Consider the following 20,841-nt stretch of genomic DNA (forward strand, 5'->3'; position numbering starts at 1 on the left):
TATCTTTTTTAAAAAATTTATCATTTACGCAAGTTACACATTAAACAAGAAATGCATTACATCGCCATCCTTAACCACATAGTTCTTTCCTTCTACACGCATTTTACCAGCTTCTTTCACTTTAGCTTCACTTCCAAATTCTACAAAATCGTTGTAAGCAATAACTTCTGCTCTAATAAATCCTTTTTCAAAATCGGTATGAATAACTCCTGCTGCCTGTGGTCCTGTTGCACCAATATTTACAGTCCAAGCTCTTACTTCTTTTACACCTGCAGTAAAATACGTTTGCTGTTTTAATAATTTATAAGCAGAACGAATTAATTTAGCAGAACCTGGCTCCTCTAACCCAATATCAGCTAGGAACATTTGGCGCTCTTCGTAATCATCTAATTCGTTAATATCTGCTTCTGTACCTACAGCCAACACTAAAACTTCAGCGTTTTCGTCTTTAACAGCTTCTTTTACTTTATCTACATAAGCGTTTCCTGTATTTGCTGCCGCTTCATCAACGTTACAAACATACATTACAGGCTTATCTGTAATAAATTGAGAAGGCACAACGTAGTCTTCGTAATCTTCTTCAGAAAATTCTAAAGCTCTAATTGAAATACCAGCTTCTAAGTTTTCCTTTATTTTTAAAAGTACCGCTTCTTCTTTCTGTGCCTCTTTGTTACCCGTTTTGGCAGCACGCTTTACTTTTTCTAACTTCTTATCAGCTGTTTCTAAATCCTTAAGCTGCAATTCCATATCAATAGTCTCCTTATCTCTAATAGGATCTACAGAACCATCAACATGAATAATATTTGGATCATCAAAACAACGTAATACATGTAAAATAGCATCCGTTTCTCTAATATTAGCTAAGAATTGATTTCCCAAACCTTCACCTTTAGAAGCCCCTTTTACTAAACCTGCGATATCAACAATCTCTACAGTTGCTGGCAACACACGCTCAGGATTAACTAATTCTTCTAATTTCTGTAATCTTGGATCTGGTACATTTACCACACCAATATTAGGCTCTATTGTACAAAACGGAAAGTTAGCACTTTGCGCCTTTGCATTAGATAAACAGTTAAATAAGGTTGACTTTCCTACGTTTGGTAATCCTACGATTCCTGCTTTCATCGAATAAATTTATTTAGTAGTCTCCGTAAAACCGGAAATCTCTTTTTTGCGAGTGCAAATGTAAGTAATTAGTAGAATAGTTAGATTATAAATTTTTGAAATGATTGCTGTTAGAATTTATAGCTTAATTATTCCGCTATACAACCTACCCCTTTTAATGATCCGCGTCTAATGAAATGAAAAATTAACAATATTAAAAATGGAATCAACACCCACAGAATGGCGCATGGTTAGAGTAAAAAAAATCCCAAGCCAAAGACTCAGGACATTTATACTTATAAGAACAAAGATGTTAACCAAAAACTACATTTTTAAAAGTGGGTGAACTTTCAGTAATACTACCAATACCTTTCTTATTCACTTTAAAAACAACATCTTTCTCTGTAGTAAACAATAGAACAGACAAAAAGAAACTTTTTAAATGAGACTGTAAGATTACAAAGGCCTCCTCTAAAGTGAGCTCTTCTTCTATATCTTCCGTCTCCCTTGGCCTAAAACTGTATTTAAGCATTACTTTAAAATCATCATCCGAAAGAATAGGCCTAATGAATATATTTTTTAATTCGGGCTTACCTATGGTTTTGGCCATTGTTAATTTTGCGAAAGTGCCAGCTTCGATACTTTCCTTTACTTGTTCCCAAAAAACATTAAATTCATCTTGGTAGGTCATAAACTTAAAATATAATAATATTCAATTAGACATTTATTTAACAGATCGTTACTCGCGCTCTAACAACTTCTTAGACACTTTATAAGTCGCAGAATACACTAATCCTTCTTGACGCTTTTTTAAATCTGAAAACGCTTTTTCGTACCACTTTGGATCTGTAGCCTTCTTTTTAAAAGCATCATGATCAGCAACATCAAACGCCTCTCCATCTAGAAAAGATTCTATCTTATAAATACTAAGACCAAAGTGTTCTGCTCTTTTAAGAACGGTTGCAAAATCTGATTCAGAAAAATAATGAATTGAAGCATCTTCAAAGCCATCATTTACATTTTCTAAATCGATAAATATATTTTTCTCTAAAAATTCAGTTTGTTTCATAGGATTTAATCATTTTATAACTCGGCTTAAATAGTAACACCAAGTAAAGTGCGAAGTTAATTTTTCCTTTTTAAAATTTAGTCTTCCGGAAGATAAATATCAAAAATAGCTCCATTATTAAATTCACTTCTAGCAGCAATATGGCCGTCATGGTTTTCTATAATCCGTTTTACAATAGCCAACCCAATACCTGTACCAGAATAATCTTCTTTACTATGCAGACGTTGAAATACTTCAAATATTTTTTCGTGGTATTGTTGATCAAAACCAATACCGTTATCAGAAAAACGAATATGGCAGTATGTACGATCATTATTTAAAGCCGGAATACCGGTTTTCTTTCCTTTCAATATTTCGCAACTAATTTTAATGAGAATTCCCGTTCCTTCTTTTGAAAATTTAATAGAATTACTGACTAAATTTAAGATCACTTGCTGAAATTGCACAGGAATAATACGAACATCACATATGTTTACTAACTCAAAAACCACGTTTTTTTCTTCCAATTCCTCACTTAAGGTCTCTTTAGTGTCTTCAATAATATCTTGAAGATTATAAATTTCGAATGTACTTTCTTGAGCATTGGTTCTAGAATACGCAATTAAATCTTGAATTAAATTTTGCATTCGATACGCAGACGTCTGCATTCTTGAAAAATAGTTCTTAGCACTATCCGATAACCTTTCTAATTCCTTTTCCTTAATTCGCGAAGCAAAAGTTTGTATTTTTCGTAATGGTTCTTGCAAATCGTGACTAGATATATACACAAACGATTGCAACTCTTTGTTCATTTTTTCTAGATCCAAATTTTTCTTTTCCAACTCATTGGTTCTATTTCTAACCATGTTTTCAAGCTTAGCTGTAAATACTTTTTGCTCTTGAATATCAGTACTACTACCAACCCACATTTTAATAACACCATCTGCATCTTTTTGTGGAATGGCACGGCTTAACTGCCAACGGTAATCACCATTATGTTTACGAAATCGATGTTCTAACAAGAAATCTTTACCAGACGCAATAGCTTCTGTCCAAACTTTAATATTTTCTTCTTTATCATCTGGATGCACTATTTGCAGCCAACCATCTCTTAAAATATCGTCTAATGTTAACCCAGAAAAATCATAAACCGATTGGTTAAAATAATTAAGATTACCCTCAGGATCTGAGGTCCAAATAAATTGCGGCATAGAATCAGCTAGTAGTCTAAATTTTTCTTCTCGATCCAATAATTGCTGATGAAAATTCCGCTCTTCTGTAATATCTCTTACGGTGCCCAGCATACGTTCTGGTTGATGATGCTTATCATAAAAAACTTTGCCTTTTACATCTTTCCAATGTAAGGTTTGATCTTCCCAAACAACTCTGACTTGATAATGCAGCACTCCTGTTTTATAGGCTTTTTCAAAAGCCTCTGCCCTAAGATGAGCATCATCTGGATGCACCTGCGACATCAAATTTTCTTGTGATAAATCAGTCGTTTTAGAACACCCCAAAACATCGAAACAATGATCTGAAGCCTCCATGTCTTTTGTTTTGAGATTTAAATCCCAAATACCAAGCTCACTAGCCTCTATGATAAGTTTTAACTTCTCTTCGTTTTCTTCTATAATGTGTTTTGCTCTTACTGTTGCTGTTACTTCTGTAGCAACCACCATAACACCTGTAATAACATTATTCTCCTTTAGTGGATGATAAACAAAATTAAAATAGCTCTCCTCTGTTTTACCTTGACGATTTAAATTAATTGGAAACTCATAGCCATAAAAATCAGTTCCGGTTTCATAAATATCTTTAATTATCGGAGCAATGATTTCTTTCACTTCTGGTAAAGCTTCAAAAAGTGGTTTTCCTACAAATTCTTTCTCTGTTTTATCTACAATGTGCAAATAATTTTCATTTGCCATTTCAATAATGTTTTCATGGCCTCTAAAAATAACAATACCAAGAGGCGCTTGCATTACAGAGTCTCGAAAAAGCTTTTCACTTTCTTCTACTTTTTGTTTGGCTTCATGCAGTTCGGTAACTTCCGCCGCCGTATTCATTACTGCGTACACACCACCATCAGCATCTAACAAAGGTGTAAAGCTATAATTATAATAAAATGTTTTTAAATGTTCATTTTGTATAATTTCCACTCTTTGATTTTTAGCATGAAATGGCACACCTGTATCTAAAACATTACGTATTTGTTCAAATATTTGCTGATTATCAAACTCTGGTAATATTTCCGTGTATAATTTACCAATAACATCATTTCCTTTTCCCCAACCATCTATAATAGACTGATTGGCAAGTGAAATCCGCATCTCTTCACCGACAAAAACACCTATTGGAAAAGGTGCACTTTCCACTAAAGCACGTATGCTCTGTTCACTGTTTTCTACTTTTTTTCGCGCTTCTACTTGCGTTGTGATATCGTTCCCTATGGTCATTATGCCATTAATACTCCCCTGAGCATCATATAGCGCTTCATAAGAAAAATCAACATACATCGTTTCTAAAGTTCCATTTCTTAAAAGCTGAATAGCACGTTCTGGCGTAGAAAAACTAATACCTGTATTTAAAACACCGTCCATTAATTCTTTAATCCCTTGCGTTTTGAGTTCTGGCATGGCTTCAAAAATGGGATAATTAAGCATCTCATCTTCTGTTCTTCCCCATAATTCCAATGCATACTTATTGGCAATTTCCACTTTGTAATCGGCTCCCTTTAAAATTGCAATAGCTATAGGCGCCTGAAGAATCATTAATCTTAGACTGCGTTCACTTTCTTCTATTTTCTTCCTTGCCAACACACGGTTGGTGACATCCTCTACAGTACCTGTTAACCGATAAGCAATTTTTTCTTCATTAAACCAAGCTTTACCTTTGGCATGTACTATGGTTTCTTTTTTGGTGAGTTCGTTTATAATGGTGTATTCGGCATCGTAGTGTCCACCTGATGCGTAATTCAAAACATCCAAAATCGCATCAGAAACACGATCTTTATCCTTTTTTGAAATAACACCTAGAGCTTCTGAAAGTTCAATTTGTTCTTTTTGAGCCAAACCAAACCATTCTTTTAACCTCGTATTACAAGAAAATTTATTTGTGAGAGGATTATAATCGTACGTGGCTAGTTGTGCTGCTTCAATTACAAATTCGAGTTCATCTTTACTTTGTTCTAGTTTATATTCAGTATTATTTTTATGCGTAGCTTCAACAATAGTCACCAAAACCCCTCCTACTTCACCCGACTCTAACCTAATTGGACTGAACGTAAAATCGAAATGATAATTTTCATTATAATCCTTTCGTATTAATGGTAATTTAAAATTAGGAAAACTAACTGCTTCACCCGCCATAGCAGCATCATACTTAGAACCCATAACATCCCAAACTTCAGAAAACGCTTCTTTGAAACTAATTCCTAAAGCATTACCACCATTAGATAGACTCAAAACAGAACGAAACCCATCGTTATAGATTTGTGTATTATTATTTCCCCAAGTAATACACATACCTAAAGGATTATCTAACATTACACTTACCATTGTTTTTAATGATTGCGGCCAAACTTTTGCGTCACCAAGCGGCGTATTGCTCCAATCTTTAGCTCTAATGAGTTGCCCCGTTTCGCCACCGCCTCTCAAAAAAATATGTTTTTCTCCTTTTATACTCATGTAACAGTTATGGTTGAATAATAAATTTATCCTTAGAACGCAATTGCAAATTAGCGTCTGTAAATAGTGAGATAGCCTTTTCAACCACCTTTTTTATATTTGCGAATTCGCCAGGTTTTTGAATATAATGATGCGCTCCCATATCGTAAAGTTGGTTAACGACAGTTCTATCTAAAGATGTAGAATAAATTATAATAGGAATATTTTTCAATTCATTAATCGCCTTTATTTCAACCATACATTCCATTCCTGATTTTTTAGGCATATTAAGATCTAAAAAAATCAAATTAGGATGATTGATAGGTTCTGCTAATAAAAAATTCATTAATTCAACACCATCATTTAATACCGAAAGTGTTAATTCACCAATCTCATCAATAGCTTCTCTAAAAAAGTCGCAATCATCAATATCATCATCCGCAAGTAAAAGGTGAAGGTTCATATTTTTATATTTATATAATTAGAGACGTATACAGTAAGCTAAATTATGTAATTTAAACTTTATTGTAATCCCAAAAAGACTTCTTTTTTTTCAAACAGTTTATATACTCATGTTTTTTTTAAGAAATAAATCTACCTAATGTATTAAAATAATATGTAATAGAGCAACTCCATTTAAGATGTGTTGGTTATTTTGGATTAACTTTAGAAACCAACTGCTGGCTATAAATAAAACGTACAAAAATGGAATTCTTCAAAAAAATAAAGCAAATCACCCATTTAATGAAACAAGTAGATTTCAAAGAATTAGGTGAGATTTCAGAAAAAATAGATTTACCTAAAATTATGAAATCGGTTGGTGAGTTAGATGATAATCAACTTAAAGGATTAATGAAAATGTTGACTGAAAAAGCAAAAAAAGGTCAGCACAAATTACCTCCTATTGATGGCGATTTTTATGACTATGATTTAAAATTGAATCAAGAACAACGTACGATACAAATGAAAGTCCGCAGTTTTATGGAAACCGAGGTAGAACCTATAGCAAATCATTATTGGAATAAAGCCGAATTCCCAATGGACATCATTCCCAAAATGGCAAAATTAAATATTTGTGGTGTGGCTTACGAAGGTTATGGCTGTCCTAACCTACCTTTTATTATGGAGGGCATTATAGCCGAAGAATTAGCACGCGTCGATGTATCAATATCCACGTTCTTTGGTGTACATAGCGGATTAGCCATGGGCGCTATCTATCTCTGTGGAAGCGAGGAACAGAAACAAGAATGGCTGCCAAAAATGCAGAAAATGGAAGCCATTGGAGCGTTTGGATTAACAGAACCCAATGTAGGAAGCGGTGTTGCCGGAGGAATGGAAACAACCTGTAAAAAAGTTGGGGACGAATGGGTTTTAAACGGTCAGAAAAAATGGATTGGAAATGCCACGTTTGCAGATGTTATTATTATATGGGCAAGAGATATCGATGATAATCAGGCCAAAGGGTTTTTATTACGTAAAGGAAATCCAGGTTATAAGACTGAAAAGATTGAAAACAAAATGGCTTTACGAACCGTTCAAAACGCATTGATTACGATTACCGATTGTAAAATACCAGAAAGTGATCGCTTACAAAAAGCAAATTCATTTAAAGACACTGCCAAAGTGTTAAGAATGACTAGAGCTGGCGTGGCGTGGCAAGCTTTAGGTTGCGCCCGAGGTGCTTATGAGAGTTCATTAAAATACACTAAGAAACGCGAACAATTTGGAAAGCCCATTGCAAAATTTCAGCTCATTCAAAATCATTTAGTAGAAATGCTTGCCAACCTTACCGCTATGAAAGCCATGGTTTATCGGCTTTCAGAATTACAAGATCAAGGCTTGCTTACAGACGAACACGCATCACTCGCTAAAGTTTTCTGTTCTATGCGAACAAGAGATGTTGTAAGCAGAGCACGCGAAGTTATGGGAGGTAATGGTATACTTTTAGAGTACGATGTGGCACGTTTTGTTGCCGATGCTGAAGCTATTTATTCTTATGAAGGTACCAAGGAAATCAATACATTAATAGTAGGACGCGCAATTACGGGGTATAGCGCTTTCGTTTAGCATAGTAGGTTACACTAAAAATTGAACATAAAAAAATCCCAAGTCAAGGACTTGGGATTCAATTAAATCTCTATTTCAATTATTTATATTGAATTAATTTCAGCCTCGACTTAACCATCAGGATGCATAAATTTCTGTTTCCCTAATAAAACCTCTTCAGTTTCCACATGATCCTCATCTGGCACACAACAATCCACTGGGCAAACCGCTGCACATTGTGGCTCTTCATGAAAACCAACACATTCCGTACATTTATCTGGTGAGATATAATATACTTCATCACTTATTGGTTCTTGTGTTTCCTCTGCATCGACTTCCTTTCCATTTGGAAGTACTACTTTTCCTTCTAAACTTGTACCATCAGCATAACGCCAATCATCAGCACCTTCGTAAATAGCTGTATTTGGACATTCTGGCTCACAAGCTCCACAATTAATACATTCGTCTGTGATTATTATTGCCATAGTAATTTCTATTTTTTTATTTAACTTTTAAATGAGTCACTCTAAATCTGATAAATTTAATTTATTATCAAAATCAAACCTTTTCTTGCTCATTTGCTTTGCTTAAATTTGCAATTGCAAAAATAAAGCCAAAACATCGCATAACCAAACCCATTATGGATTTAGAACAAAGAATTAACGCATTTGTAAAATTGGGCGCCTTTTTAAATCAATTTCAACAAAATGAAAGCATAAGAAATGAAAATATAGAAGCTAATGCATTATTTTATGACGGCTTTAAACACCAATTAAAATTAGCAGAAGAACATAATGGTTGGTTTACAAAAGAAAATATCGTTTTTACTTTAAAAAACTGGTCTAACGCACTGACTATAAACAACATTAACCAATGGACAAGAAAGTACAACTTTAACACTTCAAAGCCACAAACTGTCGCCATTATTATGGCAGGAAATATTCCGTTAGTTGGGTTTCATGATTTCTTAAGCGTGTTAATATCGGGCCATAATGTATTAGTAAAACAATCCTCTAATGATAAGCATCTACTTCCTTTTTTAGCCAAATATTTAGAGGTTGTGGAACCTAATTTTAAAGGCAAAATCAAATTCACGGAAAAAAAACTAGAAAATTTTGATGCTGTTATTGCAACAGGAAGCGATAATACAGCACGTTATTTTGAATATTATTTCAAAAATAAACCTTCTATAATTAGAAAAAACAGAAATTCGGTTGCGATTTTAACAGGAAACGAAACCAAAGAAGAGTTAGAAGCTTTAGCAGATGATATTTTTAGATATTATGGTTTAGGTTGTAGGAATGTATCCAAATTCTTTATACCAAAAGAGTATAATTTTGATGCGTTTTTCAATGCGGTTTACAAATGGCATTCTATTATCGACGGGTCGAAGTACGCTAACAACTACGATTATAACAAAGCCGTTTATTTAATGAGTGAGTTTGAGATGCTAGAAAACGGTTTCCTAATGATAAAGGAAGATGAAAGTTACTCCTCACCGATAGCAACGTTATTTTACGAAAAATATAATAGCATCGCAGAATTACAACAACAATTAGACACAGATTCAGATAAAATACAGTGCATCGTTGCTAATGGGTTTACAGATAATGAAATTGCATTTGGCGAAACTCAAAACCCGCAACTTTGGGATTATGCAGATAATGTAGATACTGTTGATTTCTTGCTAAAAATATAGCCTAAAAATTATCATTTTCATAACATCTTTTAGGCAATAAATTAGCACCTTTGTATCTGTTTAAAAATAATAGATTCAAGATAAATTTGTTAAAATCTTGAATTAAATTCAGAATAAAATGAAAAAACACAATTTTAGTGCAGGTCCATGTGTACTACCAAAATCGGTAATGGAGCAAGCAGCAGCAGCAGTTTTAAACTTTGACGATGGGCTTTCGCTTTTAGAGATTTCGCACCGTAGTAAACCTTTTGTTGATGTTATGGAAAATGCACGATCCTTAGCTTTAGAGTTGTTAGGACTTGAGGGCAAGGGTTATAAAGCGTTATTTCTTCAAGGTGGTGCTAGCACACAATTCTTAATGGTTGCTTTAAACTTATTAGAAAAAAGAGCCGGCTATTTAAATACAGGTACATGGGCAGATAAAGCGATTAAAGAAGCTAAAATCTATGATGACATTTACGAAATAGGATCCTCTAAAAGCGCTAACTACAACTACATACCAAAAGGTTACGATATTCCAGAAGATTACGATTATTTTCACTGTACATCAAACAATACCATTTTTGGAACACAGATGAAGAGTTTTCCAAACTCTCCTATTCCGATGGTATGTGATATGAGTAGTGATATTTTTTCACGTCAGTTAGATTTTTCAAAATTTGATTTAATCTATGCTGGTGCTCAAAAAAATATGGGACCTGCAGGAACAACTTTAGTCGTTATAAAAGAAGATATTTTAGGTAAGGTATCGCGTAAGATTCCTTCAATGATGAATTACAAAGAACATATTAGCAAAGGAAGCATGTTTAATACACCTCCTGTATTTGCCGTTTATGTATCTATGTTAACCTTAGAGTGGCTGAAGAATTTAGGTGGTATTAAAGCTATTGAAGAGGAAAATGAAAAGAAAGCGAGATTAATCTATTCTGAAATTGATTTAAACCCTCTTTTTAAAGGTTATTCTGTAAAAGAAGATCGCTCTTTAATGAATGCAACGTTCACTTTAGAAAATGAAAACCTAAAGGAAACTTTTGAATCTATGGTAAAAGAAGCTGGTATAAACGGCATCAACGGACATAGAAGTGTTGGAGGTTACAGAGCATCTATGTATAACGCGTTGTCTTTAGATAGTGTAAAAGCACTAGTTGAAGTGATGAGTGAATTAGAAAGTAAGGCTTAAATTTCAGTATTCAGTAAGCAGTATTCAGTGCTCACTCAAATGCAATAAAAAGAGAGTTTTTTAGCAAGAAAAAATAAAATTTAATATTAACTATAAAATTACCCGAATCAATTCTCTTTCCTTAGGAAAGAGTTAGGGATAGGAAAATGAAAGTATTAGCAAACGACGGAGTTTCTCAAAGTGGAATTAATGCATTAGAAGCAGCTGGTTACGAAGTCATCACAACAACAGTTGCACAAGAACAATTAGAAAACTACATAAACAAAAACGATATTTCTGTTTTATTAGTTAGAAGCGCAACAACAGTACGTAAAGATTTAATAGACAACTGCCCTAGCCTAAAAATTATAGGTCGTGGTGGAGTTGGTATGGATAATATCGATGTAGACTATGCACGCAGCAAAGGCTTAAGTGTTATTAATACACCTGCAGCATCTTCTCATTCGGTAGCAGAATTAGTATTTGGACATTTTTACGGCTTAGCACGTTATTTACATAACTCTAACCGTGATATGCCATTAGAAGGTGATTCTAAATTTAAAAATTTAAAAAAGGCTTATGCTAAAGGAACTGAGCTTAAAGGTAAAACTTTAGGTGTTTTAGGATTTGGACGTATTGGCCAAGCGACAGCTAAAGTGGCTATTGGAGCAGGAATGAAAGTTGTTGCCTTTGATCCATTTTTAGAAAAAGCGAATTTAGAATTAGAGTTCTTCGATGGTCAAAAATTGAATTTTGAAATTGAAACCATTTCAAAAGAAGATGTTTTAAAACAAGCAGACTTTTTAACACTTCACGTACCCGCACAAAAAGACTATGTAATTGATGAAGCTGAATTCAAACAAATGAAGGATGGTGTTATTATCGCTAACGCTGCACGTGGTGGAGTTGTTAACGAGATTGCTCTTGTTAAAGCGATAGAAAGTGGTAAAGTATCTAGGGCTGCGTTAGATGTGTTTGAAAAAGAACCACAACCAGAAATTCAGTTATTAATGAATCCGGCATTATCATTAACTCCTCATACAGGAGCTGCAACTAATGAAGCACAAGATAGAATTGGTACAGAATTAGCAGAACAGATTATTACAATTCTTGGTTAATAAAAAAAATGTGACCAAATCAAATAAAATGAGTCCTACTATTGTGGGACTTTTTTTTGTACCTTGAAGTGATATTTTTTTAACCCTTAATTATATATAACAAATGGCAGGAATTTTAGATTTATTAAACAGTGATATTGGAAAAACTATTATTAGTGGTGTTTCTGGTTCAACAGGAACGGATCAAGATAAAACAAGTAGCGTATTAACAATGGCATTACCTGTACTTATGAAAGCTATGGAGCGTAACGCTTCTACTCCAGAAGGTGCAGCAGGACTTATGGGCGCATTAAGTAGCAAACATGACGGAAGCATTTTAGATAACCTTGGTGGTTTATTTGATGGTGGTGTTGATGATACTGTGAAAAATGACGGAGCTAATATTCTTAGTCATGTATTAGGTAGCAAACAACAAGGTGTAGAACAAGTCATTGGTCAGAAAGCAGGCTTAGATGCTGGTTCTGTGGCTAATATTCTAAAAGTAGCAGCTCCGATTTTAATGGGTGTTTTAGGAAAACAAGCGAGTCAAAATAATGCTAGTTCTCAATCGGATATCAGTGGGCTTTTAGGAGGTTTACTTGGCGGAAATAGCTCACAAAACGAACAAAGTTTCTTAGAAAAAATATTAGATGCAGATGGTGACGGAAGCGTTATTGATGATGTCGCAGGTATGGTTTTAGGAGGCAATAAAAATTCAGGTGGAATTGGCGGTCTTTTGGGCGGCATGTTCGGTAAATAAAATTCTTTACATATAATTTTAAAGCAGTTCGTTATTACGAGCTGCTTTTTTGTTTCTATAATCTAAACTTTTAAAATAGAAGGTTTGACGCATTCAAAAGGTCAGTTTACTTAGTTTGGGTTGTCACAATTATAAATCTACTGTTACTTTGTGGTGTTAAATCGAAGTAAAACTTTATAAACACTCACATTATTTTAATATCTTTAATACTTATGAAAAAAATTATCCCATTCATTATAGTCCTAATTTTAATTGCGAGCTGTAAATCTTACAATTACAGCCCTACAATTGATAACGACAACGAAAATAGCTTAGTTAAGAGTGACACTGTTTCTATTAGCAGCGATGAAAATGATTATGAAATCATAATTATTGAACCTGGTTTTAACTCTTGGTTACTAAGCACAGCCAGACCAGAGGGGCATTATTCTCAACAATTTTTAGAATCTAGAAATGCACTTTTAGTACAAGGTTGGAATCAACGAAACCTTCAACCTCATATCTATGACCCTAACCTTTACGAAGTTCGTATAGATTACGATACACGTACAGATTATGGTTACGAAGTAAATTATAAACTCTATAATTACTTTATATACTTTCAATTAAAATACAAACAACAACTTTCATCGTTTACACCTAGAATTTAGGATAGAAAATCCTCATAATTTACTAGTTTTGCATCACGACATTGGTGCTATGGAAAAATTTAAAAAACATTGGGAAATTCAACATAATTGGCAGTTGTTATTTCCCTTTTTTGGTTTAGTTATATTAGGATATTCTGCGTTTAAAATTTCGAATGGATTTTTAGATAATTACGGATTAACGTTAACGATCGTTGGGGCTCTTTTTGTTTTCTTTTTTTTATTAAAACTGACCTTATTCATATTTAAGAAACTTGAGAAGAAATGGGTTCTCGATTATAGATGGGAAATGATCCGCGTATTTATGGTATTCGCCTTTACAGGAACATCATCTTTATTTATTGGAAGGCCTATTATTAAATTAATGGGAATTACTAAAGAAAACTTAAATCCTATACTCTACTGGTTTTTATTCATTATCATTGGGCTCATTTTCTATCAGATACTTTTAGTAACCTTTGGATGGCTTTTTGGGCAATTCAAGTTTTTCTGGGAATTTGAAAAGAAAATGTTAAGGAGATTTGGATTAAAACGCTTTTTAGATTGAAAATAAATACAGTACTAACATCACTATTTAAAACATTAGCAATTATGCTAGTGCTTTCGGTGTTGTTACCTTCTGCTGTAAAATTAACACACGCTTTTAATCACCATACACATGAAGTTTGTGATTCTGACAATGAGCTTAAAACTCACTTTCATGAGTCTGATTTAGATTGTGATTTTTATAAATTTAAGCTCACCAACAATTTATTTCTTGTATTTAATAACTATGAGATAATACCTCAAATAATTGCAACTAAGCAGTTATCTTCACATTATATTTCTTTAAATAATTATCAGCAATTAACAAGGTTTGTTAGAGGTCCGCCTCAGTTGGGTTAGAATTTTAAATTTTCTAATACTCTCATAAATCTATTTGAATGAAATCCATAATTATGGGTGTGCTCATCGCTATTTCTAGCTTTAGCTACAGCCAAAACTGCAATTATATTTTTTTAGGCGAAGTCAAAGATTTTCATGATGGAACAGCTATAGAATCTGCTACTATTCACATTAAAGAAAGTGATACGTATTTAATTTCAGATTTAGATGGTAAGTTCAAAATTGAAAACCTTTGTTCTGGCACCTTAACTTTAACTATTTCTCATATTGGATGCGAAACAAAAACCGTTTCATATTCTATTGAAAATGATGTTTTTAAAATTATTTCTTTAGAACATCATTTAGAGGAACTTAATGAAGTTGTGGTGAATTCTCACTTAAAAACAGAAGGTACCAGTATAGAACAAACCCTAAACAAAGCCGATTTAGAAAAATACACCGATAAATCTTTAGGTGATGCTCTAAATTCGGTAAGTGGTGTGTCGTCGTTAAATACAGGGAATACAATTGTTAAACCTATGATACATGGTTTGCATAGTAGTCGGTTATTAATTATTAATAATAACGTGCGTATGTTTGACCAAGAGTGGGGAGACGAGCATGCACCAAATATTGATATTAATGCTAGTAACAAAGTTGAAGTGATTAAAGGCGCCAATACTTTAAAATATGGTAGTGATGCCATTGGTGGCTTAATCCTTATACAACCTAAACGCTATGTTGCACGAGATAGTTTATTTGGTAGCACTATGTTATCGCTAAATTCAAATGGACGTGGTGGAAATGTAAATTCAGAACTGATTAAAACCTATAAATCTGGATTTTATGGTAGAATTCAAACAAGCTACAAACAATTCGGAGATTTTGAAGGTCCCGATTATAAGTTAACCAATAGCGGCTTAAAAAACATCAATGCTTCTGCCAGAATTGGCTACAGAAGTTTTGAAAAAGGTTTCGATGCCTATTATAGCGTTGTAAGTAATGAGTTGGGTATTTTACAAGCATCACACATTGGTAATGTTAATGATTTAGTGACAGCAATTAATAGTAGAACACCACGTGTTATTGAAGATTTCTCATACGATATAGATTATCCTAAACAAAATATCTTACATAATTTAGCGAAGATAGAAGCCTATAAAAGGTTTAAGAATTTTGGAAAATTATCAGTACAGTATGATATGCAAATTAACAGACGGAAAGAATATGATTTAAGACGTGGTGATTTAGCAAACACACCTGTTATTGACCTTAGGTTGTTTACAAATTCTTTACAGACCAATTTGAATACTGATGCTATTGATAATCTTAAACTAGATACAGGCGTATTAGTACGCTACCAACAAAATGATGCTATTTCGGGCACTGGAGTCAGTCCTTTAATTCCTGATTTTGAAAAGTATGACGCTAGTATTTATGCTATTGGGAATTTTGATTTAAATGATTCTTCTGAATTAAGTGCTGGCGCACGTTATGATTTTACAAGAATCAATGCTGAGAAACTATACAACCTCACGGATTGGGAAGAGACCTATAATTACGATGAATTATTTCCACAGTTTGAAACCAATACTGTTGAGAATTCAAAAATATTAACACGTCCAGAATTTACATTCCATAACATTTCTGCTAATGTGGGCTATTCAAAGCAATTCAATAATAACATATCTTTATTTGTTAATTATGGTTTGGCAACGCGAGTACCTAACCCATCAGAATTGTTTAGCGACGGTTTACATCATAGTGCTGCGAGAATAGAAACTGGTTTGTTAACCCTCAATAAAGAATTCGCAAATAAGTTTGTAGCATCTTTAGAGAGAAATAATCAGAATTTTGGATTTTCAATCAGTCCGTATTTCAAGCATATTAACGATTATATACAACTCATTCCTGTTGGTATCACCACAACCATCAGAGGAGCGTTTCCTGTTTGGGAATATAATCAGATCAATGCACAAATTTTCGGTGTTGATATTGATGTCAATAAAAAAATAACCGATAAATTTAATTATAAAGGCAGTATAAGTCTTTTAAAAGGTGAAAACCTTACCGAAGACATACCACTTATACATATGCCTTCAACAAATTTTACTAATAGTATATCCTATTATAATGACGAGTTAAATCAATTATCAATTAATTTAACTCACAAAACTGTATTACAACAAAACGAATTTCCAGATTATAACTTTTATACATTTAACCCAATACTACAAGAAGATGTTTATGTAGACATTAGCTCTACTCCACCTGCGTATTCATTATTTAGTTTTAATAGTTCCGTTAGTTTTAAAGCGTTTAAAACCGGATCGTTAAAATTAGAACTTAATGTCGAAAATCTATTAAACACCAAGTATAATGAGTATTTGAATAGACAACGGTATTTTTCTGATGAATTGGGCAGAAACATTAACTTAAAAATAAAAATTAATTATTAATAAAATCAAATTATGAAAAATATCAAATCAATAAAAACAATAAAATTCTTAGCCTTACTTTTTGTTTCTAGTATAGCATTTGTAGGCTGTTCTAGTGATGACGATCATGGAGACGATCACGATCATGAAGAGGAACTTATAACGACAGTACGATATACACTTACCAACGGAACAGATGTTGTGACTTTAGAGTTTCAAGATTTAGACGGTGAAGGTGGTGCAGAAGGAACTTTTGATGTATCTGGTCCTTTAACAGCAAACACAACGTATTCTGGTGTTATTCAATTATTAAATGAAACCGAAAGTCCTGCTGATAATATTACTTTAGAAGTTGAAGACGAAGGTGATGACCATGAGTTCTTCTACACTCCAACAATTTCAGATATCACTGTTAGCAAAGATGATTTAGACGAAGATGGCAATCCAGTAGGAATTCTAACAACACTAGTTACTGGTGGTGCAGGAACTGGGTCTCTTACAATAGAGTTAATTCACGAACCTACAAAACCAAACGATGGAACCTCTATAAATGCTGGTGGTAGCACAGATATAGAAGTTACATTTTCTATAGAAGTTCAATAATCTAAAATTGTAATACAGTTAAAAAAAAGCACTCTTTTGAGTGCTTTTTTTATATTTTAGTTTCAACCTTATCCTTATTGAAAATATAAGTATAGAACCACATCAATGTAAATGTTGGTATCACATCAAAGCCAGGTAATGCTTCTTCTACAAAAGTGATAACTCCTGCGACTTTACCAGCTTTTCCTGCATATAATTTGGTCATTAACCAACCCGAAATTGGCGCCCAAACGATATCCGAAAATTCACCGATTCCGGGAATTATAAACGAAACCAAACCTAAAGCGTCTAAAAGCAGACCAATACCTAATTTTTTGTATTTATTCATATAATGTATTAATTACTAATGTGTATAGAGCAATAATTATTCCAAATAAAAGAGACTGCCATCTTCATATTAAAAACTTAGTAATGGTTAGTGATGTCTCTTATTTTAACGTTTAATTAAGAACGTTGCTCAGCGTGAGAACTTAATTTTGCAAAAGATCGATGCAACAACCGCTAAATAATTGCGTCTATACCCTATTCTAAACGACCAAAACCATTTTATGAACGCTCGTTCTTTAATTCTTTTGCTTACCATATTATGCATTGCAACTTCTAGTATTGCTCAAAATAAAAAAACATTAAATATTCAGCGTTCTGCATTAGAACCTAAAATAGATGGCATTTTAGACGATGTAATTTGGCAAAATGCAGAAATGGCCACAGGTTTTCTTTCAAATAGACCCGAAATTGGAAAAGAAGCTCCGCATAACGAACGTACAGAAGTAAAAATGACATACGATGATAAAGCTATTTATGTTGCAGCTTATCTTTACGACGACCCTTCTAAAATAATGAAACAACTGACCAATAGAGATAATTTTGGTCAGACAGACTACTTTATATTAGTACTAAACCCCAATAACGACGCCCAAAACGACACCGCTTTTTATGTTTTTAGTTCTGGACAGCAAGCTGATGCTATTCAAAGTCCAACTATTGGCGAGGATTTTGGTTGGAATGCCGTTTGGGACAGTGCAGTGAAAATTGTGGACGACGGTTGGATTGTAGAAATGAAAATCCCATACCGAACGTTACGTTTCGCAGACCAAGACGAACCGACTTGGGGAGTTCAATTTCATAGAGAATTTAGACGCTCTAGATCGCGATTTACTTGGAATCCAATTGATCCAACTCAAGGCTATTCTGGATTATACCATGCCGAAGTAAAAGGTCTTAAAGACGTAAAACCTCCCGTTAGGTTAAACCTCTACCCTTTTACAACAGGAATTGCAAATAACTATGACGGAGACACAGACACGGATTTAAAATTCGGAATGGATGTTAAATACGGACTCACAGATAATTTTACCTTAGATGCGACATTGGTTCCTGATTTTAGTCAAGCCGGATTTGATAATGTTGTTTTAAACCTTGGCCCTTTTGAACAAACCTTCTCTGAACAACGTCAATTTTTCACGGAAGGTGTCGATTTATTTTCTAAAGGAGATTTGTTTTTTTCTAGACGAATTGGAAATAGACCAAGTGGACAGCTTAGTCTTGATGAAAATGAAAACGTCACTTCACCTAATGAAGTTAAGGTATTAAACGCCGTAAAAGTTTCTGGTAGAACTAAAAATGGCTTAGGTATTGGTTTCTTTAATGCGATTACAGAAAAAACAACGGCTACCATTAAAAACTCAGTAACAGATGAAAAACGTAATGCCGTTGTAGAACCATTTGCTAATTACAATATCTTAGTCGTAGACCAACAATTTAATGGTAATTCGTCCGTAAGTTTAATTAACACCAATGTACTGAGAGAAGGCCATTTTAGAGATGCTAATGCTACAGCGTTAGTTGCAAATATCATTAATAAACGGAATACCTATAGTGTAGCAACAGATTTACGAATGAGCAATGTAAATTATCAAAACACCAATAGTGAAACCGGTTTTAGTAGTTATTTAAAGTTAGCTAAAATTCATGGTAATTTACGCTATAGCTTAGAACACAGTTTTGCCGACACTAAATTCGATATTAATGATTTAGGCTTATTATTGCGAAATAATTACAACAATTTTAGCTCTGATATCTCGTATCAAACTTTTGAGCCAAGCGGGAATTTAAATAACTATAGTGTTAGCACCTACTTTAATTACAATAGACTAGCAAAGCCTAATGTGTACGCTCAATTTAATTTGGGAGCTTCATATCAAGCCACCACAACCAACTTAGATGGTTTTGGGTTTAACTTAAGTGCTGAGCCAGGCAAACAAAACGATTACTTTGAATCTCGAGATGGCAGACCTTTTATTTATGAAAATTATACAAGTGCGGGAGGTTGGATTTCTTCAAATTACAACCGAATTTTTGCTTTCGATTTTAGAGTGAATGCCGGATCAATGTTTGAAGATGGTAGAGATTTATTTAATTATGATATTGAAGTTGAACCACGTGTAAGACTCAATGACAAACTTCTATTTATATATCAATTTTACTATGATTTCACTAACGGTGGACGCGGTTTTGCAACTGAGGAAGATAATCAGCCTATTTTCGGTGAACGCAATAGACAAATTATAACTAATAGTGTGTCTGTTAACTACGCATTTAACCCTTATAAATCTATAGCATTAAGTTTTAGACATTATTGGGATACCGTAAAGTATGACAACGACTTATTTACGTTATTAGATTCTGGTCGATTAACAACAGCTTCTGGTTATGCCTTAGACAACATTAGTAGTGATCCTGATATTAATTTTAGCACTTGGAATATCGATTTAAGCTACTCTTGGCAATTTGCACCCGGAAGTTTTTTAACGGCTTTATACCGTAATCAACTATTTAATTTAGACACGCTCGCTGAGTATAACTATTCTGAAAGTGTTGATACCTTATTTGAGCAACCTATGCAGCACACGCTTTCTGTTAGATTGCAATATTTTATTGACTTTAATGGTATGAAATCTATTTTCAATTCTAATAAATCTGATTCTTAGTATTGTAAAATTAGGCATTAAGTAGTACTTTCACATCGTATGAGTAAAACTGTTATTTCCGCAAAGCAAATTAAGAAAGCCTATAAAGATCTCGAGGTCTTAAAAGGTGTAGACTTAACTATTTTAGAAGGTGAAATCATTTCTATTGTTGGAGCTTCTGGTGCCGGCAAAACGACGCTGCTTCAAATTTTAGGTACTTTAGATAAACCCGATTATAAGTCAGATACTGAACTGATTATAAACGAGCAATCTATTAAATCTTTAAATGATAAAGATTTAGCAAAATTCAGAAATAAGAACATTGGTTTTATATTTCAATTTCATCAGTTATTACCAGAATTTTCTGCTTTAGAGAATGTATGTATTCCTGCGTTTATTAATAACACACCAAAAGCTGATGCTGAAAAGCGCGCTATCGAATTGTTAGATTATTTAGGTTTAAAGGATCGCATTCATCATAAACCTAATAGCATGTCTGGTGGCGAGCAACAACGTGTGGCTGTTGCTAGAGCTTTAATTAACAGTCCGAATATCATTTTTGCAGATGAACCTTCAGGGAATTTAGATAGCGAATCTGCAGATCAGCTTCATAATTTATTCTTCAAACTTAGAGATGAGTTTAATCAAACCTTCGTCATCGTAACACACAACCATGAATTAGCTGAAATGGCAGACCGTAAGTTGACGATGGTTGATGGTAAGATTGTTAGTGAATAGC

Annotated in this window: 19 protein-coding genes; 12 read left to right on the forward strand and 7 right to left on the reverse strand. The window is 33.6% G+C overall.

The window, feature by feature from the left end:
* Positions 1-33: 33 nt before the first annotated feature.
* The 5 genes from ychF to HM984_RS01180 all read right to left on the reverse strand — a co-directional run bounded on the left by ychF (position 34) and on the right by HM984_RS01180 (position 6,283).
* Positions 34-1,128, reverse strand: coding sequence for a redox-regulated ATPase YchF (gene ychF / locus HM984_RS01160; RefSeq protein WP_179347780.1), 1,095 nt, complete (start codon positions 1,126-1,128; stop codon positions 34-36).
* Positions 1,129-1,420: 292 nt separating this feature from the next.
* The gene (locus tag HM984_RS01165) at positions 1,421-1,798 is read right to left on the reverse strand and encodes a hypothetical protein (protein WP_115808743.1); all 378 of its coding nucleotides are present in this window, start codon (positions 1,796-1,798) and stop codon (positions 1,421-1,423) included.
* Positions 1,799-1,846: 48 nt separating this feature from the next.
* The gene (locus HM984_RS01170; RefSeq protein WP_179347781.1) at positions 1,847-2,176 is read right to left on the reverse strand and encodes a hypothetical protein; all 330 of its coding nucleotides are present in this window, start codon (positions 2,174-2,176) and stop codon (positions 1,847-1,849) included.
* Between the two features lie 77 nt (positions 2,177-2,253).
* Positions 2,254-5,841, reverse strand: a complete 3,588-nt coding sequence (locus tag HM984_RS01175) for a PAS domain S-box protein (protein ID WP_179347782.1) — start codon at positions 5,839-5,841, stop codon at positions 2,254-2,256.
* Positions 5,842-5,848: 7 nt separating this feature from the next.
* Positions 5,849-6,283, reverse strand: coding sequence for a response regulator (locus HM984_RS01180; RefSeq protein WP_115808740.1), 435 nt, complete (start codon positions 6,281-6,283; stop codon positions 5,849-5,851).
* 242 nt (positions 6,284-6,525) lie between these two features.
* On the opposite strand from HM984_RS01180, the gene HM984_RS01185 reads away from it, so the two are divergent.
* Positions 6,526-7,887: an acyl-CoA dehydrogenase family protein gene (locus HM984_RS01185; RefSeq protein ID WP_115808739.1), complete on the forward strand. Its 1,362-nt coding sequence runs from the start codon at positions 6,526-6,528 to the stop codon at positions 7,885-7,887.
* Positions 7,888-7,997: 110 nt separating this feature from the next.
* On the opposite strand, the gene HM984_RS01190 is transcribed toward HM984_RS01185, so the two are convergent.
* Positions 7,998-8,351, reverse strand: coding sequence for a 4Fe-4S dicluster domain-containing protein (locus HM984_RS01190; protein ID WP_020896288.1), 354 nt, complete (start codon positions 8,349-8,351; stop codon positions 7,998-8,000).
* Between the two features lie 155 nt (positions 8,352-8,506).
* Between HM984_RS01190 and HM984_RS01195 the strand changes: the two genes are divergently transcribed.
* The 9 genes from HM984_RS01195 to HM984_RS01235 all read left to right on the forward strand — a co-directional run bounded on the left by HM984_RS01195 (position 8,507) and on the right by HM984_RS01235 (position 17,133).
* A complete protein-coding gene (locus HM984_RS01195) occupies positions 8,507-9,565 on the forward strand; it encodes an acyl-CoA reductase (protein WP_179347783.1) in 1,059 nt (352 codons plus the stop codon).
* A gap of 118 nt (positions 9,566-9,683) precedes the next feature.
* Complete coding sequence (gene serC / locus HM984_RS01200) at positions 9,684-10,745, forward strand: 3-phosphoserine/phosphohydroxythreonine transaminase (RefSeq protein ID WP_115808737.1); 1,062 nt, start codon at positions 9,684-9,686, stop codon at positions 10,743-10,745.
* A gap of 146 nt (positions 10,746-10,891) precedes the next feature.
* Positions 10,892-11,842, forward strand: a complete 951-nt coding sequence (locus tag HM984_RS01205) for a D-2-hydroxyacid dehydrogenase (protein ID WP_115808736.1) — start codon at positions 10,892-10,894, stop codon at positions 11,840-11,842.
* 103 nt (positions 11,843-11,945) lie between these two features.
* Positions 11,946-12,581: a DUF937 domain-containing protein gene (locus tag HM984_RS01210; protein ID WP_115808735.1), complete on the forward strand. Its 636-nt coding sequence runs from the start codon at positions 11,946-11,948 to the stop codon at positions 12,579-12,581.
* A 212-nt stretch (positions 12,582-12,793) separates the two neighbouring features.
* The gene (locus HM984_RS01215; protein WP_179347784.1) at positions 12,794-13,231 is read left to right on the forward strand and encodes a DUF6146 family protein; all 438 of its coding nucleotides are present in this window, start codon (positions 12,794-12,796) and stop codon (positions 13,229-13,231) included.
* A gap of 49 nt (positions 13,232-13,280) precedes the next feature.
* Positions 13,281-13,775, forward strand: a complete 495-nt coding sequence (locus HM984_RS01220; RefSeq protein ID WP_179347785.1) for a DUF6787 family protein — start codon at positions 13,281-13,283, stop codon at positions 13,773-13,775.
* Positions 13,772-14,113, forward strand: coding sequence for a hypothetical protein (locus tag HM984_RS01225; protein ID WP_179347786.1), 342 nt, complete (start codon positions 13,772-13,774; stop codon positions 14,111-14,113). The genes HM984_RS01220 and HM984_RS01225 overlap by 4 nt, the downstream gene beginning before the upstream one ends.
* Positions 14,114-14,151: 38 nt before the next feature.
* On the forward strand, positions 14,152-16,551 hold the full coding sequence (locus HM984_RS01230) for a TonB-dependent receptor (RefSeq protein ID WP_179347787.1): 2,400 nt from the start codon (positions 14,152-14,154) through the stop codon (positions 16,549-16,551).
* Between the two features lie 12 nt (positions 16,552-16,563).
* On the forward strand, positions 16,564-17,133 hold the full coding sequence (locus HM984_RS01235; RefSeq protein ID WP_179347788.1) for a type 1 periplasmic binding fold superfamily protein: 570 nt from the start codon (positions 16,564-16,566) through the stop codon (positions 17,131-17,133).
* Between the two features lie 49 nt (positions 17,134-17,182).
* On the opposite strand, the gene HM984_RS01240 is transcribed toward HM984_RS01235, so the two are convergent.
* Positions 17,183-17,461 (reverse strand): hypothetical protein, encoded by a 279-nt coding sequence (locus HM984_RS01240; RefSeq protein WP_179347789.1) that lies wholly within the window; start codon positions 17,459-17,461, stop codon positions 17,183-17,185.
* 220 nt (positions 17,462-17,681) lie between these two features.
* Here HM984_RS01240 and HM984_RS01245 point away from each other — a divergent pair, with 220 nt between their 5' ends.
* Positions 17,682-20,123, forward strand: a complete 2,442-nt coding sequence (locus HM984_RS01245; RefSeq protein WP_179347790.1) for a DUF5916 domain-containing protein — start codon at positions 17,682-17,684, stop codon at positions 20,121-20,123.
* Positions 20,124-20,162: 39 nt separating this feature from the next.
* Positions 20,163-20,840: an ABC transporter ATP-binding protein gene (locus tag HM984_RS01250; protein ID WP_179347791.1), complete on the forward strand. Its 678-nt coding sequence runs from the start codon at positions 20,163-20,165 to the stop codon at positions 20,838-20,840.
* The last annotated feature ends 1 nt before the right edge of the window (position 20,841 follow it).

It is taken from the genome of Winogradskyella pacifica, assembly GCF_013403915.1.
GTDB lineage: Bacteria > Bacteroidota > Bacteroidia > Flavobacteriales > Flavobacteriaceae > Winogradskyella > Winogradskyella pacifica.

Excerpts from the sequence above, each read along its gene's own strand:
- ychF (WP_179347780.1), bottom strand. The coding sequence starts at position 1,128 with ATGAAAGCAGGAATCGTAGGATTACCAAACGTAGGAAAGTCAACCTTA.
- HM984_RS01165 (WP_115808743.1), bottom strand. The coding sequence starts at position 1,798 with ATGACCTACCAAGATGAATTTAATGTTTTTTGGGAACAAGTAAAGGAA.
- HM984_RS01170 (WP_179347781.1), bottom strand. The coding sequence starts at position 2,176 with ATGAAACAAACTGAATTTTTAGAGAAAAATATATTTATCGATTTAGAA.
- HM984_RS01175 (WP_179347782.1), bottom strand. The coding sequence starts at position 5,841 with ATGAGTATAAAAGGAGAAAAACATATTTTTTTGAGAGGCGGTGGCGAA.
- HM984_RS01180 (WP_115808740.1), bottom strand. The coding sequence starts at position 6,283 with ATGAACCTTCACCTTTTACTTGCGGATGATGATATTGATGATTGCGAC.
- HM984_RS01185 (WP_115808739.1), top strand. The coding sequence starts at position 6,526 with ATGGAATTCTTCAAAAAAATAAAGCAAATCACCCATTTAATGAAACAA.
- HM984_RS01190 (WP_020896288.1), bottom strand. The coding sequence starts at position 8,351 with ATGGCAATAATAATCACAGACGAATGTATTAATTGTGGAGCTTGTGAG.
- HM984_RS01195 (WP_179347783.1), top strand. The coding sequence starts at position 8,507 with ATGGATTTAGAACAAAGAATTAACGCATTTGTAAAATTGGGCGCCTTT.
- serC (WP_115808737.1), top strand. The coding sequence starts at position 9,684 with ATGAAAAAACACAATTTTAGTGCAGGTCCATGTGTACTACCAAAATCG.
- HM984_RS01205 (WP_115808736.1), top strand. The coding sequence starts at position 10,892 with ATGAAAGTATTAGCAAACGACGGAGTTTCTCAAAGTGGAATTAATGCA.
- HM984_RS01210 (WP_115808735.1), top strand. The coding sequence starts at position 11,946 with ATGGCAGGAATTTTAGATTTATTAAACAGTGATATTGGAAAAACTATT.
- HM984_RS01215 (WP_179347784.1), top strand. The coding sequence starts at position 12,794 with ATGAAAAAAATTATCCCATTCATTATAGTCCTAATTTTAATTGCGAGC.
- HM984_RS01220 (WP_179347785.1), top strand. The coding sequence starts at position 13,281 with ATGGAAAAATTTAAAAAACATTGGGAAATTCAACATAATTGGCAGTTG.
- HM984_RS01230 (WP_179347787.1), top strand. The coding sequence starts at position 14,152 with ATGAAATCCATAATTATGGGTGTGCTCATCGCTATTTCTAGCTTTAGC.
- HM984_RS01235 (WP_179347788.1), top strand. The coding sequence starts at position 16,564 with ATGAAAAATATCAAATCAATAAAAACAATAAAATTCTTAGCCTTACTT.
- HM984_RS01240 (WP_179347789.1), bottom strand. The coding sequence starts at position 17,461 with ATGAATAAATACAAAAAATTAGGTATTGGTCTGCTTTTAGACGCTTTA.
- HM984_RS01245 (WP_179347790.1), top strand. The coding sequence starts at position 17,682 with ATGAACGCTCGTTCTTTAATTCTTTTGCTTACCATATTATGCATTGCA.
- HM984_RS01250 (WP_179347791.1), top strand. The coding sequence starts at position 20,163 with ATGAGTAAAACTGTTATTTCCGCAAAGCAAATTAAGAAAGCCTATAAA.